This window comes from Paenibacillus sp. DCT19 (genome assembly GCF_003268635.1).
Lineage (GTDB): Bacteria > Bacillota > Bacilli > Paenibacillales > Paenibacillaceae > Paenibacillus.
Window position 1 is genome coordinate 3,573,992 of record NZ_CP029639.1, and the last position, 15,360, is coordinate 3,589,351.

Annotated in this window: 11 protein-coding genes and 2 pseudogenes; 7 read left to right on the plus strand and 6 right to left on the minus strand. The window is 44.2% G+C overall.

The features are described 5' to 3' along the window. Positions 1–46: 46 nt before the first annotated feature. The 3 genes from DMB88_RS16330 to DMB88_RS16340 are packed head-to-tail and all read left to right on the plus strand — an operon-like array spanning position 47 to position 2,348. Complete coding sequence (locus DMB88_RS16330) at positions 47–1,057, plus strand: cache domain-containing protein (RefSeq protein ID WP_128102213.1); 1,011 nt, start codon at positions 47–49, stop codon at positions 1,055–1,057. Then, complete coding sequence (locus DMB88_RS16335) at positions 1,054–1,620, plus strand: hypothetical protein (RefSeq protein ID WP_128102214.1); 567 nt, start codon at positions 1,054–1,056, stop codon at positions 1,618–1,620. Before DMB88_RS16330 ends, DMB88_RS16335 begins: the two co-directional genes overlap by 4 nt. Continuing rightward, the gene (locus tag DMB88_RS16340; RefSeq protein ID WP_128102215.1) at positions 1,560–2,348 is read left to right on the plus strand and encodes an AraC family transcriptional regulator; all 789 of its coding nucleotides are present in this window, start codon (positions 1,560–1,562) and stop codon (positions 2,346–2,348) included. Before DMB88_RS16335 ends, DMB88_RS16340 begins: the two co-directional genes overlap by 61 nt. A gap of 117 nt (positions 2,349–2,465) precedes the next feature. On the opposite strand, the gene DMB88_RS16345 is transcribed toward DMB88_RS16340, so the two are convergent. Then, positions 2,466–3,599, minus strand: coding sequence for a glycoside hydrolase family 88/105 protein (locus tag DMB88_RS16345; protein ID WP_128102216.1), 1,134 nt, complete (start codon positions 3,597–3,599; stop codon positions 2,466–2,468). A 42-nt stretch (positions 3,600–3,641) separates the two neighbouring features. Next, complete coding sequence (locus tag DMB88_RS16350; RefSeq protein WP_128102217.1) at positions 3,642–4,532, minus strand: pectinesterase family protein; 891 nt, start codon at positions 4,530–4,532, stop codon at positions 3,642–3,644. Between the two features lie 71 nt (positions 4,533–4,603). Between DMB88_RS16350 and DMB88_RS16355 the strand changes: the two genes are divergently transcribed. Beyond that, a complete protein-coding gene (locus DMB88_RS16355) occupies positions 4,604–5,488 on the plus strand; it encodes a helix-turn-helix domain-containing protein (RefSeq protein WP_128102218.1) in 885 nt (294 codons plus the stop codon). Here DMB88_RS16355 and DMB88_RS16360 read toward each other — a convergent pair. The 4 genes and pseudogenes from DMB88_RS16360 to DMB88_RS16375 form a co-directional block, all read right to left on the minus strand. Beyond that, complete coding sequence (locus DMB88_RS16360) at positions 5,485–7,047, minus strand: glycoside hydrolase family 43 protein (protein ID WP_128102219.1); 1,563 nt, start codon at positions 7,045–7,047, stop codon at positions 5,485–5,487. The genes DMB88_RS16355 and DMB88_RS16360 overlap by 4 nt on opposite strands. 326 nt (positions 7,048–7,373) lie before the next feature. Continuing rightward, a pseudogene (locus DMB88_RS16365) lies at positions 7,374–8,130 on the minus strand (SDR family NAD(P)-dependent oxidoreductase). A gap of 65 nt (positions 8,131–8,195) precedes the next feature. Beyond that, entirely contained in the window at positions 8,196–9,092 is an 897-nt protein-coding gene (locus DMB88_RS16370) for a transketolase family protein (RefSeq protein WP_254438206.1), read from the minus strand. After that, positions 9,070–10,182: pseudogene (locus DMB88_RS16375) on the minus strand (hypothetical protein); the annotation flags it as partial. The pseudogene DMB88_RS16375 and the gene DMB88_RS16370, both read right to left, overlap by 23 nt. A gap of 735 nt (positions 10,183–10,917) precedes the next feature. On the opposite strand from DMB88_RS16375, the gene DMB88_RS16380 reads away from it, so the two are divergent. The 3 genes from DMB88_RS16380 to DMB88_RS16390 all read left to right on the plus strand — a co-directional run bounded on the left by DMB88_RS16380 (position 10,918) and on the right by DMB88_RS16390 (position 15,348). After that, the gene (locus DMB88_RS16380; RefSeq protein ID WP_128102220.1) at positions 10,918–11,529 is read left to right on the plus strand and encodes a TetR/AcrR family transcriptional regulator; all 612 of its coding nucleotides are present in this window, start codon (positions 10,918–10,920) and stop codon (positions 11,527–11,529) included. A gap of 86 nt (positions 11,530–11,615) precedes the next feature. Then, entirely contained in the window at positions 11,616–13,844 is a 2,229-nt protein-coding gene (locus tag DMB88_RS16385) for an MMPL family transporter (protein WP_128102221.1), read from the plus strand. Positions 13,845–14,265: 421 nt separating this feature from the next. Then, complete coding sequence (locus DMB88_RS16390; RefSeq protein WP_254438207.1) at positions 14,266–15,348, plus strand: IS110 family RNA-guided transposase; 1,083 nt, start codon at positions 14,266–14,268, stop codon at positions 15,346–15,348. The last annotated feature ends 12 nt before the right edge of the window (positions 15,349–15,360 follow it).

The window sequence follows — 15,360 nt, forward strand, 5'->3', positions numbered from 1 at the left end:
AAATGAACGAGCGAACCAATACTCTTTCAGGGGGGGACTAAACGAGATGACCGACAACCATTCTTATAAAATCTTCATAAAATACCTGTTGTCCTACATCATCCTACTTCTGCTTCCCATCACCCTGATTGCGATGCTGGTCTATAGTTTCTTCGTGAGCCAACTGGAGGAGGAAGTGATTGCCGGCAATCTGAATACGCTGGATAACATGCGTGAATCCATGGACGAGCAATTAGGTAGGATCGAAGATACCACCAGGCAAATGTTAATTGAAGATAACAGTCTGTACCCTTATCGAATTTCAGATCAATGGGGTTATAAAGCTTGGGGAATTACACGGGAGTTAAAACGGTACCAACGAATGAGCCCGTTTATTCATGAAATCTGGGTGTATTTCAAGTCGGACCCTGCTGTTTTTACAAGCAGCGGTGTCTATTCATTGCCGATGATCTCCAATCAAATTTATCAATTTGAAGATTGGCCCGCATCATCCATGATTACCGATTTGCAGGAATCCAGGACAGCTTCTCTGCTCTCACCAGGTTATGATGAAAAATCGGATGAACGCTATCTGAGAATGATTCAACCGATGTTTCCGAATCAAGCTAAACCTTACGGAAGCATAGTGTATTTGATCAATGAAAAATCCATTCACCAATTAATGTCCACATATGAAAAAGCTGAAGGATCCATGTGGATCTTTGACCAGAATAATCAGCTCGTTACGTCTATTGCAAAAGAAGACAGCCCCTCCCGTTTAGCCTTATCGAAGGTTATTACGGAAGGTAATCACGCTCCTTATCAGGAGATTACACTGGAGGGAACCAATTACTATCTTTTCCTCATGGAATCCGAGCAGTCTGGATGGAAATATGCAAGTTTGCTTCCGATCCATGTCGTAATGGATAAAGTGAATCATGCCCAAAACTGGCTGACCTACGGAATAATAGCCATTTTGATTGTCGGCGGGGGCATCATTTATGTAAGCATGCGTTCCAATTATAGACCCATCCATTTGTTGCGCAAGGAAAGTCATCGTTTATTCCCCAAAAGATGAAATCACTGAATGAACTTGAAACCGTTCGTTATACGTTAACCAGCCTGGCCAATCAAAATAAAGATCTCGACAACCGTGTTAAAAATCACTCATCTGCTGTCAAAAAACAGATGGTTTTCGCGCTGCTAAAGGGTGAGATTCAATCCTTATCAGAAATCACTGAATATGATAGCAACATTGTAGAACTGACCGACGAGGCACAAACCCAGGTTATCATTATTGAAACTGCCGAGCATGTACATTCCATGAATAATCATACCGTTCAGGAAATGGAACAAAGCTATCCCGGGCCTCATCCCATTTTGGGAATTGAGCATTTTGAGACGGGTCGTTATGTATTTCTCCTGCTTATTCAAGAAACTTTTACTGATGACACGCCTGCCTGTATAGATCAATTCCAAGAACGATTACATGAACTATCAGGCGGGACGGTAACTCTTGGGTCGGTACCCGAACCTTGGTTTCAGAAAGTCCCCGTTCCTATCTTGAAGCGCAGACAGCCATGGATTATCGATTCATTCAGGGTGTTAACCGGGTTATTCGGTATCACGATATTCCGATGAGCTTCAATCACCAAGAGTCCTATCCCCACGCAGAGATGGAGAGCCTGCAGCGGGCTGTTCGTAAAGGCAAGATGGCTAAAATTCAAAGTGCCCTCTCGAATATTACTGATTTTATCCGGCAAAAGCAGGTACCTTTAATTATTGCCCGTAGTCTGTGCTACGATATTATTCGTTCCGTTAATGAGATGTGGATTGGACTGGGAATGAGCGAGCAACACTCCGCCCAATATCCCGATATATTTGTACTGGAGCGTCTGGAGACAATCGATGAATTCGAGCAATTGATTCATTCTATCAGTCAGGACTTGTCCCTCGCGTTTGAGAGACTGAATAAGGAAACATCTTCAAAAGAACCAGCATCCCGATCCCTCAACTTGATCACCCAATACATTGAGGAGCATTTTGACCAATGTGAATTTTCTCTTCAGGGAATGTCAGAGACATTTGGCATGGCTTTACCCAATCTGAGTCAATTGTTTAAGGAACAGACCGGTCAGACCCCAATTGAGTATGTGACCGAATTACGGATGAAGAAAGCTCAGCATTTACTGACCACAACTTTGAAACCGCTATCATCCGTAGCGGAGGAAGTTGGGTATTACAACGTGTCAAGCTTCATCCGCCGATTCAAACAGCTAAATAATATGACTCCCGGTGAATATCGAAATCGCGCCGGCGCACCTACATTGGAGAATAATCAAATCTCTACAGCGAAAAGCAAACCTTAAATTATACGGTTTAATCAATAACCGACAAAGAGGCCTCTCCAAATTGGGAAGGCCTCTTTGTTAGATAGACGTCATGATTAATGATTTTTAAAAGGTAAACTATGTTTTGCTTTAGCATCATGTTTTACTTCTGTTAACATAACGTTCCACTTCAAGGGAAGCAAGCAGATAGGGGGCCATCCCCATTGGAGCATCTTCAACGATTTCCTCCGAAATATAATAGTCGTAGGAACCATTTCGATCTTGGCTTAATCCTGCTCCATGGCATATTTGTTTTAGATGTATACCATGTACATCTTCTTCCGTGAGATGTTCTTCGATACCCTTATATCCTCTAAGCATCGCATTTTCAAATCCCGCTTCCAAATAACCACGCTCCAGTCCTTTTGCCAAGGCATAAACAAACATGCATGAACCGGACGCCTCTATGTAATTACCCTTCCGGCCGTCTTGATCGAGTACCTGATACCACAGTCCTGTTTCTTTATCCTGTACCTGAAGCAGGGCAAGGCACAACCTATGGAAAATACCAATAATGGTTCCACGCTTCGGATGCGTTATCGGGAAATGTTCAAGGCAGTCTACAAGTGACATCATGTACCAGCCCACTGCCCGACTCCAGAATTGCGATGACAAGCCCGTGCGGCTATCTGCCCATTTCTGTTCACGGGATTCATCCCAGCCGTGGTAGAGCAGACCGGTCCGAGGATCGCGAGTTTTACGCTCAATCAGCAATAACTGATGAGCCACCTCGTCCAGTAATTCGGGACGTGCAAATACCTTGGCATACTCTGCCAAAAAGGGTGAAGACATATACAGACCATCCAGCCACATTTGAAACGGATATACCTTTTTGTGCCAGAATCCACCTTCAGAGGTTCGAGGTTGACTAATAAGCTGTGCGGCGAGCAGATGAGCGGCCTCAGCATACCGATCATCTCCTGTTTCTTGGAGCAACCAGAACAGATTCTTCCCCTGATTAATCTGATCCAGATTGTACTCCTCCAGTGAGTAGGTCTGAATAGAGCCGTCCTTCTGAATAAAGGTGTCCATGTGACCCCGTACAAACGCCGTATAAGCAGGTTCGTTAAACCATTTTCCAGTGCGCATCATCGCCATCAACAGCATCCCGGGTACATAAGCCCAACGTTTCAAAACGTACTCATGCTCTCCCTTATCATTACACTGTCCTATAACGGTATCCGCAATTTTCCGGGCGTTGCTTGCAATTTTGGCCTCTATCTTGGTCATCTCCGTGACCTCCTGTCGTTTCAATAGTAAAGGTAATGCTGCTCAGTAACCTTCGGGATGCCATCCGTCCAAAATATTTATAATTTGATACTTCATCGTCTCCGATGATGTCATTTGCCGCGACCAAGAAACTCTTTCCGACGGATTGGCACCTGCGCCACCACTCTCGTATTCCTCATAACGACAAGTTTTCTCTCTATCAGGCTCCCCCCAATTATGCCAGCCCTCGCCTGTAATGGAACCATCCATAACTGTTCGCAGAAAAGCAACATGCCCATAAGGACGCCAAGGACGCCCAAGATACACATCGTGAACCCCTTCACCACTTGTAATACGGCAATCCAAAAAGACATATCCGAATGGTGTACCTTCCGGTGTAGATGCTGCCGTTATGTACCCTCTTGATCTTTTGTTATGAAGTTGGCAGTGATCAAAGAGCGCCGTTGCCGGACCAAAAATATAGTCTACATCCCCCTCAATATAACAATCGTTATAATACTGCTTTCCTGGGCCCGTATATAACGTATCCTGATCACCGAGAAAACGCACTCTGCGAAAGACGGCATGGTCTCCATCAACAAAAGCGGCTACAGCCTGCCCCGTCCCGGGTCCAGAGGCATTTTGGATCGTTATATTCTCGGCTGTAAACTGCTTCGCAAATATATTTATGGTCCCTGAGCGAAATGTTCCGAGTGGTTTTCCCTCTGCATCCAGTGTATGTGCATTATCCGACCAGCTTATAATTGTGGTGTCTGAATCTTCGCCGAGCAATAGAATGGGCGGAGCATCAGATGGGATGGTTACTTTCTCTTGATAGAGCCCTGGTTTGATTCGAATCGTAACCTCCGATTGATGCCCCTGAGAGATCGAATCCACAGCATCCTGGAGACTGGTATAATCTCCGTTTTGTCCAGCAGATACAGTAATCAACATACGTTTCCCCTTTCAACTTACTTTGGAGATAAACTATAATGGTAATAACTAAAGAGTGATAAGGAGCGGCCATGAAAAGTGTAAGCGTTTCCCAACCGAAATACCATGTGGCAAACGAGCAATTCAGCATCCAGCACATGAAACGTGCAGGCATCACAGCTATGCCCCGGGCTCACAGTCATCCTTTCGTTGAACTGTATTATCTTAAAGAAGGTCAACGTATTTATTTTGTAGATAGTCAAGTGGTCACGCTTCAAAAAGGAGAGATTATTCTTATCCAATCCGATGAGATGCATGCGACCGCAAGCTCCGAAATTGCTGAATTTGAACGAATTCTAATTAACTATAATCCAGCACTTCTGCCCACCCCGCTTCAGGATGATACGAAATGGTTTAACAAGCGCGGCTTTCACCTTTTTCGGCTGATGCTGCGCGAGCAGAACGAAGCAGAAAACCTTCTGGTACGTATGGTTGAGGAATGTCAGGAATGTCGGCCGTTTTACGAAACAAGCGTTCTAACTTTATTTGCTGAATTAATGATTCTCCTTCAACGTACAGAACCTCTCTCTCAGAGCGACTGCACGAAGCACCCACTGCACAACCTCGTTACCGATGTCGCTACTTATATTCGCAAACATTATGAGAAGCCACTGACTTTGGAAGAAACAGCTAGACAATTCTTCATCAGCTCTTCCTACTTGAGCCGCATATTCTACAGACTGACAGGCTTTCATTTTCGGGAGTATGTCGTGCACATTCGAATTCAACAGGCCAAGCGACTCATTACCCAATCCAATAGCAAAATCCAGGACATTGCCTCACTTGTCGGGTTTGAGCATCTGTCCCACTTTAACAAAACCTTCAAGAGGGTAACAGGTTACAACCCTTCACACTATCGAAAAGAAATCAAATTTCGTCAGGGGGAACGCCTGTTTCAACCTAGTAAAGAACTCTAATTCAAACCTTCATAATCAAACCAATCAAAGTCAGCAAACGTTGTACTAGGAGCTCCCTGAGAGCTGGCGTAAAGGCCGATGTATGTTCCTGTGAAACCTCCAGCCAGGTCAGTGCTTAACAGCCTTCCATCGACATTCGTGCAGAGTGTCTTCCACTCATCTGTCTCTTCTGTTCTAAAGTAGAAACTATAATCCTGATGACGCGCTTCCACTTTCAGCTGAACTCTGCCTCCATCACATCGGTTAGAACCAAGCTCTTTTTCTTCTCCCTCGAAGCGTTCGATTAGGCGAAGAATATACCTGTCACCTTCACGTGATAAGACAAAGCGGAAATGAAAGTTCGCGTTATGCAGCAGCACTAAGCCAGCCACTTCACCATTCGCTTGGGGTTCAAATATAAGACTTACTGCAGCGATAAAACTTAAATGCTGTTGGCGTCGTCCAATAAAAGAGGGGTTCCCTTGCTCTATTAACTGTTCCGGCTTCAGTTTTAAACGCAGATATCCTGGATGTTCAGTTAGACTCCAGAACTCACCACGGGGTGTTCGAAGGAAATTCCAAACGGGAGATAGTTCTGCGACATCAAAATCCTCTCTCACAGAGGGGATCTCCCACGTGTGTTCTGGCAGGTTCGGGGCAACCGTCTCAAACTCCAACATTCCTTTTCCAGGACTAACCACTGGCCACTCATTTTCCCAAATTACAGGTGCAAGAAACGTCTCACGACCAAGATTGCGGTAATAACCTCCCGCAGTGCGGGAAGCAAGACAAAACATCCACCACTCGCCATGTTGAGTCTCCACCAGTTCCCCGTGACCCACGTTGACAATTGGAAACTCTCTTCCAAGATGCCTGTGAGTCAAAATGGGATTAGCTTTGTGACCCTCATAAGGACCCTTGACGTTCCTGCTCCTTGCTATGGTGACTGCATGGGTGTGGCCAGTTCCTCCTTCTGCGACAGTAACATAGTACCATTTGCCAATTTTGTATAGATGAGCACCTTCTTGTGCATGTGCAACCTTAAGTGCTCCTTGCCAGATACTACACTTCTCTCCAACCAATCTACCTTGACTCAGATCGATTTCCTGCAACCAGATGTCCATGTGTTTGGGATATTCCTGCCCTCCTGGAGGAACTCGGTTGCCTGTATAATATACGCGGCCATCATCGAAGAACAGAGATGGATCAATACCGGGAGCATCTTCTAGCCAAACAGGGTCTGACCAGTCTCCGGCAGGATCGGTAGCCGTAACATAGAAATTATGCTGCTGTTTCTCATTATCGACGTAGGTTGTAATCATATAAAAGATCCCATTATGATAGCGGATCGTAGGTGCCCAGATTCCCATAGATGGAGCAATATGATCGAGATTCAATTGAGAAGGCCGATCCAGGATATGGCCTAGCTGACGCCAGTTAACCAAATCCTTACTATGAAACAAGGGCACGCCAGGGAAATACTCAAAGCTTGAAGTTACCAGATAATAATCCTCTCCCACTCTTATGGCTGATGGGTCAGGGTAAAATCCGGGGAGTACGGGGTTTTGAAATTTCCTCAATGTCAGCTCTCCTTCAGCAAATGTATTGTAAACACGCCCATTATAGTTCAATCAGATGTAAATTTCTTGCTTAATCCATGTTCAGTTCCCTTCTTTTTATACTTTCTTGCTCTGTATTGTATTGATTTGAATGAGTGACTCGAATATAAATCTACAGTTGATTAGGAGAATATCCTCGCGTGAGGACCTTTTCAACTGAGAAACCAGTGCCAACTCAGGGTGATCCTCGTTCATTATGCATACTAATAAAAGAACAAATATGAATTATAAATAACCACGCTATTCAGCGTGGTTGTTTTAGCCTCAATGAGGAATATTGTTTTACATCAATCCATATGGGAGCCACCGTTAATGTCGATTTCCTCTCCAGTAATATAAGATGCCTCCTTTGAGGCCAGGAAAGCGCGCTGACGCTATTTCTTCAGTTTCTCCCGGACGTCCCATTGGAATACCCGAAATTACACCGTTGGCTGTGTCCTGGTCGAGCGATTTCCAGATGTCTGTGTTCACCAATCCTGGTGCGATACAGTTTACAGTTATGCCGTTTGCAGCCACTTCTCGTGCAAGGTTCTTGGAGAATCCAAGCACGGCAGCTTTCGAAGCTGAGTAGTGGGCTCCACCGAAGACGCCACCACCACGTTTCGCTGATACGGATGACAAGCTAATGATCCGCCCATATTCTTGTTTTTTCATCTGATCCAGAACCGCCTGGGTACATAAGAATAATCCAAACATGTTTACGTTGAATACGCGGGTAATGTCCTCCAGCGTCATTTCCTCGACAGTTACTTTTTGGGAGATTCCCGCATTGTTCACTAGGATGTCGATTCTTCCATAGTGTTGAACCACCTGTTCAACCATAGTCCGGTTTGATTCCTCGCTGGTTACATTCAGTTCAATACCGAATGCTTCCCCGCCTTCAGCTCGGATAGCGTCGACTGTCTCTCGGATTCCTTCTTGGTTGAGATCCGCGATGACCAGCTTCGCGCCTTGTTTGGCCAGCGTCAAAGCAATGGTGCGTCCGATCCCCCGTTTTGATCCGCTTCCTGTGACAATTGCTACTCTGTTTTTTAATTCGAACATTAGTCAACACTCCTTTTAACTTTTATGGTTTGAATCAAGATGTTTTAGGCTTAACTTAAGCCTGCTTAACGGTGGACTTTTACAAGGGATTGCGCCGTTTGAACAATGTTTTTCACAGTAATCCCGTTCATTTCCAGCAACTTCTCATAAGGTGCAGACTCGCCGAATTTATCCTGTACACCGATTCTTCGGACGATGGCACCTCCTTCCCCGGCTACCACTTCGCTAACCGCGCTGCCAAGCCCATTCAAAATATTATGGTCTTCCACCGTAATAATCCGTCCAGTACGCAAGCACTCCACCACAGCTTCGCGATCAAGCGGTTTAATCGTATGCATGTCCAGCAACTTAACCGACACACCTGACTTTTCCAGTGCTTCCGCTGCTTCCAAAGCCAAATGAACTGTATCACCGTTAGCGATGATGGCGATGTCTTTTCCATCTTTCAGTTGTTTGGCTTTACCAATCTCAAATTCCTCGTCTTCACCGTAGATGACAGGAATCGTATCGCGTGTAAAACGGAGATATACCGGTCCATAATGTTCCGCAGCCTTGGCAACCAGCCTGCGGGTGGAAGTATAGTCTGCGCCCATAACAACTGTCATGTTCGGAATGGTGCGGAGCACGCCCATGTCCTCAATCGCCTGGTGGCTTCCTCCGTCGTTGGCTGGAGTCAAACCGCCATGGGAGCAGGCTATTTTTACGTTTAAGTGAGGATAGCACACCTCTTGGCGAATCTGCTTCGCCATGCGCAAGGAACCAAACACCGCATAAGTGCTAATGAAAGGAATTTTTCCTGTGGTTGCCAACCCTGCTGCAAGACCAGCCGCATTTTGCTCGGCAATCCCTACGTTGATATGCTGATTCGGAAGTTGCTTTGCGAACTCCGTTGTTTTGCACGATTTACCAATGTCGATATCCACGACGTAAATATCTTGGTTCTTCGTCAATGGCCAATGCACCGTACAAAACTTCATCCTTGCCATCACCATCTGCATCGAGGACACTTAAACTATGATTTCCCTGGCCTTGATACTCGGCTCCAGCTTCATCGGTATCGAAGGTCCAACGGTTCACCAATCCGCCACCGATGTAGTCGTAAGCAGCCAGTACGGTGCGTGTATAATATCCTCTGGCCATGACGACGCTTGGCGTCACACCATCCAAGTAGGCAATGCCTCCCAGAAATCGATCTACACGATTGCCATATGAATCGCCCCAAGCGCTAACATCACCTCGTTGCGGATCGTATTCCACAGTAGAAACAGCAGCTCCAGTTGCCCCGTCGAACAGTGTAAGATATTCAGGGCCCGTTAAGATATAACCGCTGGAGTTGCGGTAATCTTTTGTACCGTCACCGATAATTGTGCCTTGGCCATCCTTGGTCCCATCTGCAGTTTTAACAACGACTTCCGCTTTGCCATTGCCGTCCAGATCATAAACCATGAGCTGAGTATAATGTGCTCCCGCACGGATGTTGACACCTAAGTCAATACGCCACAGCTTCGTGCCATCCAGCTTAATGGCATCGATATACACATTCCCCGTATATCCAGAATTCGAGTTATCCTTCAAGTTACTTGGATTCCATAGAAAAACAATCTCGTACTCACCATCCCCATCAAGATCACCAACAGAGGCATCACTGGCGTGGTATGAGTAGGCTACCCCATCTTTCGTACGACCATCTGCTGGCTTATCCAGTGGAATTGGTAAATATTGATTATGCCAAACGGAAACTACACCTGGTTGCATTTCCTCCTTCCCCGCAACGATGGCTGAAATCTGATATTGAGAGCTGTCAAAACCAGTTGTATCCAAATAATTGGTCACATTGGTAATCGGTGTCGCATTTACTTTGATTCCATTTTTATATATATTGAAAGCGATTTCATTCGAATCAGTAGATAAATAACGCCAACTTAAAAATACACCATTGTCTACAAGAACAGCAACCAAACCTCGGCCAAGGTACTCTGCCTGACGTGGTTGCAAACTACTCGATGACTCAGCCCGCGCTGGGGAAGGAAAAATGGCAGAAGAAAGAGCCATTGTAAATGATAAAAAGAATACAAGCATTGATTTCAATACTGATTTCGCTTGTGAATCCATTTAACCAATCCTCCTGTCTAACTAATATAGATCAGTGCTCCCTTAATGTATGTTGCATGGTGCATTCATTTCAACCAGAGCCACCCTTTTGATAACGCTTACTTAAATGGACATTTGCTACTCTTCCTCATGTTCTTTAGCCTACTTTGAAGCATCCCCCCTCCCAATACCAATAAAAAAACGCGTATTCATTACTTTGAAATGTCGATAGGAAATCTGCTGCCCTAAGGCATCAATAAAGTCCTTAATTCCTACAGTACACAAAATGTGAAAAATTTTAATTGAGGGCAAGACACAATTGAAGTAATTAAAAATCTTTTTTGTTTAATTCGATTTTGTAAAGTAATTTTATCACTTCAAGGTTCGAACCCTAAATGGATAAAAAATAAAAACACATGTATATTTCACTCTTTATTTCTGGTTTATGTTTGTTACACATTAGCATCCACTGACTTTGAAGTTCCAATTTTGAACAAGCTTGTTCCTGTTTCTTATAAAAAATTTTATAAGGCTCCATTTTTTCCACTCAGTAACTAATAAATATAAAACCTCATTCCCTTCGTTGTGCATTGCTCATTGAGAATTAATTCGCAAAAGGAAACATTGCCTAATGAGCAATTTAGTGTTATATTTTTCCTGTCTTGATACCCTTTAAGAACGAGGTGAAACTTTGAAATGATGAAACAAAGCTTACGGGAAATGAAAAGAGAGGCAACTGCTCATGCCTTAGCCGAAGCCGCTTTCCAACTTGCTACTGAACGCGGTTTAGATGGATTCATAGTTGAAGATGTAGCGCAACGAGCTGGATATTCCCGAAGAACATTCGCGAATCATTATTCTTGTAAGGAAGAAGCTGTGGCCATGGCAGCCTTTCCATACCATGGATTCGATGAATTTGTCGATTTAGTTGAAAAAATGCCTGACAATTCCACACCACTTGATGCGATGTATCAGCTCACTAAAATGCAACTTACCGAAGGAATAATGCGAGATATGCGGCAACTTGTTTTGCTATCCAAAAGCTATCCATCCCTCGAACCGTATATTTTACGTGTTCTTTACCAGTTCCAAATAGCAACTCAAAAGTTGTTAGACCATTTATTCCAAGAACGTTACCCCAAAGAATACACCCATTTTCTAGCAGGTGCGATGGTAGCAGCAGTCAGCCCGCTTTTCACTGGAGACATTGAGGTGCTGCTCCCCTCTCAAACGAAAAAGGAAGAATCTAACAAGGTATTTGATCAGTACTTAGACAAACTCTTTGGTTATTTACGAAATGGATTTTAGATTGTAATTAAATCCTGATCCTCAACACTATTTATGTAATCTTTAGACAAACAATTAATTTTTTTGGACGGAGAGGGGTTATTTTCTTGGCAAAACAGTTATATCGGTTAGGATTGTGGGCAACGAATCATGCTAAGATGCTTTTTTTCTCAACCATTGGCTTATTATTGGTATTGGGTGCTGCTGTACTTCTTTTGTGGTTTAACTTTGATGATGATATGTCTATTCCAGGCACACCTGCCCAAAATACCATTGAACTATTAGAGCAAGAATTTCCTGAGGTAGGTAAAGCGGGGGCACAAATTCAAATCGTTTTTAAGTCACCCGAAGGGAAAACACTGTTGGATTCTGATGTGCAACAGTCCATTGATACATTGTTAGGAGAAGTGAATAAACTTGATGGTGTATCTACAGTATATTCGCCATCTATGTTAAATAATTATAATGAGGATCAATCTATTTCTTATGCAATGGCCATGTATGAGAAACCTTCAAAAGAAATCACATTTGATCAAGTCGATGCGTTGCGTGACACCCTTCACATTACAGAAGACAAGGGAATTCAAACCGAACTTTCTTCTTCTGATACCGAACTCTATCCTATTGACATTCATGTAACAACAGAAATTATTGGCGTCGGGATAGCATTTGTAATTCTATTTTTCACTTTCGGTTCTTTAATTTTAGCAGGAATGCCTATAATGACCGCAGGCGTCGGTCTCTTAATCGGACTCGGAGGTATCGTCTTAGCCAGCCACGCTGCAACCATTCCATTCGTGTGCATATCCCTAGCAGCCATGTTAGGCCTAGCAGTTGGCATCGATTACGCATTATTTATTATTTCACGGTTCAGACAGGAATACATCAAAGGTAACTCGGTAAAACAAGCCATCGCAATCGCAAATGGTACAGCGGGAACCGCCGTTGTTTTTGCTGGATTAACTGTAATTATTGCACTGATCGGTTTATCCATTCCTCAGATACCTTTTCTTTCTATGATGGGTTATACTGCCGCGCTAACCGTATTGCTTGCTGTTATTGTAGCTGTACTAGTCGTGCCTGCAATCATTTTCTTGCTGGGAGACAAAGCGTTACCACCTGTAGAACGTAACCAAACTCGGAGTGAAAAATTAGCGAATTACGTCAAATTTTCAGGGAAAATCATGTCAGGCTGGGCTAAGGCACTGGACAAGATGCCCGTTATGTTCGTATTAGTCGGAACCATTATACTGGGAGCTGTATCCGCACCCTTTTTCCATATGGAATTAGGTCTACCGGATGATAGTTTTTATGAAGAAGGAACAGATCAACGAGAAGCCTATGATTTATTAAAAGATGCTTATGGTGAAGGTTACCATGCTTCCCTCGTAATCGTCGCAAAAGCGCTAGAGGGAAACGATGAAATCCTTAGTAAATTAGATTCCTTACAAGCTGATATTATGGGTATGGATAATGTAGGCTATATCACAAATGTAATTCCTAAAGAAACTGGTGATATGGCAGTCGTTACTCTTAATCCAAAAACTGGCCCGAATGATCCGAAAACAAAAGAATTGGTTCATTCACTGCGAAATTCCAACTATGATGGGATGACACTTCATGTTACCGGAACAACAGCAATGAACATCGATATTTCGGAAAAACTGGGAGAAGCTCTCCCTGTATTCGCTGCTTTAATTATCGGATTAGCATTTATTATTTTTGTCATTGTTTTTCGTTCCCTCTTGGTTCCATTAAAAGCCGTGCTAGGTTTCGTATTGTCTCTAGGAGCAACATTGGGGTTTGTCACGTGGGTTATCCAAGACGGCAACCTGTATGAAATCTTTGGTTTTGCAACCAGTGGCCCCGTCCTGAACTTCTTACCTATCTTAACTATTGGTATCTTGTTCGGCTTGGCTATGGACTACGAAGTGTTTCTGGTTAGCCGTATGCGGGAAGAATTTACACATTCAGGTGATGCACGAAAAGCTGTACTCACTGGTATTCGAGATAGTGGCGGAGTTGTGACTGCCGCTGGATTAATCATGATTGCCGTGTTTACTGGGTTTATGATGGCTCCGGATCCGATGACGAAAGTTATTGGGCTAGCATTGGCATTCGGGGTATTATTTGATGCCTTTGTAGTTCGCATGATGATCGTCCCAGGCGTGATGTTGTTAATGGGTAAAGCGGCATGGTACATGCCAAAATGGCTAGATCGAATTCTACCAAATATTGATATTGAAGGCGAATCCGTAATGAAAGAAATAGAGGCGTCTGAACAAGGGAATTTGGGTAAAACCAAGCTCGCTGTGTCAAACACTGTGTCTCGTTAATCTTTAACTAATTCATAGGATCTATAAAAACGTGCAATTACAGTCGGTTAGTTCCTAGGTTTCTCCCTAGATATAGGGAGAGACTTTTTCGTATTATCAGGTTAGCCAGTAATTACTGGTTAGCCTTTTTTGTGGTCGTTTTACGATGGGGGAAGCCGGGAGAACGTGAGTCTTTTAGGGGCTTGGACCTCGTAATAAAAACTGTTCTCCCACGACCTCCAAAATACCATGTTTGAGCTGGTAGGGGCGATGGATCTCGTATAACAAGCGAAGCTATGGGTTTGGAACCATCGTGGAAAGGCCGGCGAATTTCAAAACAAGGAGTGAGGAAATTGGAACCTGTTGTCGGTGTGGATGTTGCGAAAGGTGCGAGCGTGGTGCAGGCGTTTAGGAATCGAAATGAACCGTTTGGCAAGACATCGTGCATGAAAAGAGCGGATACGAACAATTCTCGCGTATGTTAGAGGAGCTTCAGGTCGAAACCGGGCTTGCTCCAGTCATCGTTCTGGAAGCGACAGGACACTACCATCGCGCCTGGGTTTCGTACCTGGAACGAAGCGGTTACACCTGCTACATTGTTAATCCGCTGCAATCCAAACGTGCCAAAGGCACGCAGTTACGCAAGGTGAAAACGGACGCGGTGGATGCCTGGCATCTGGCTGAGATGTACTACCGTGGCGATGTGAAACCCCACCGGACTTGGGAAGAAACGTTTACAGAACTGCAGCATTTGACCCGACAGCACGAATTCGTCACAGGGATATTCGTACAGGCGAAGTTGAACAGCAGAGCCTTATTAGAACAAGTATTTCCAGCGTATGAACAGGTATTTTACAATCTGTTTTCACTCACGTCATTACAGGTTCTATCCCGTTGTTTAGAGGGAACTATGGAAAATTGGGATGAAGTAATTGAGGAAGGTAGCAGGAAATCTCATTCCAAGCGATGGGTGAGTGAAAAAGTCAAAACATTGGAGGACGTGCTATGTGACTGGAGAGAGACCCGGAGGAGTTCTTCTCAAAGCAAGGCGTTGCTCGGGATGGTCACGTTATTGCTAACGATGGTACGTCAATTAGAGGATCTCGAAAGGCAAATGGAAGACGTGGCTGTGAGTCTACCTGAAGTGGAACTCGTGAAAAGCATTCCTGGGATTGGAACAAAATTAGCGGCAGCCATTGTAGCTGAAATGGGCGATGTCAGGCAGTTTAACGATGCGAAGCAACTCGTGGCGTTTGCAGGTCTTGACCCTGGGATTTTTAGTTCAGGAAAATTTACAGCAACAAGTACGCGAATAACGAAACGAGGATCTAAAAGACTTAGACGTTCGTTGTACCTGGCTGTGCAATGTGGTATACGGAAGAGCGCAAATGCAAAAATCTGTGCGTACTATGAGAAAAAAAGAAAAGAGGGCAAGCCCTACAAGGTGGTTGTGATCGCCTGCGCAAACAAGCTGTTACATCACATCTTCGCCATCTTGCAAAAGGGAGAGCCCTACCAAGCTTAAACCATATTTAAC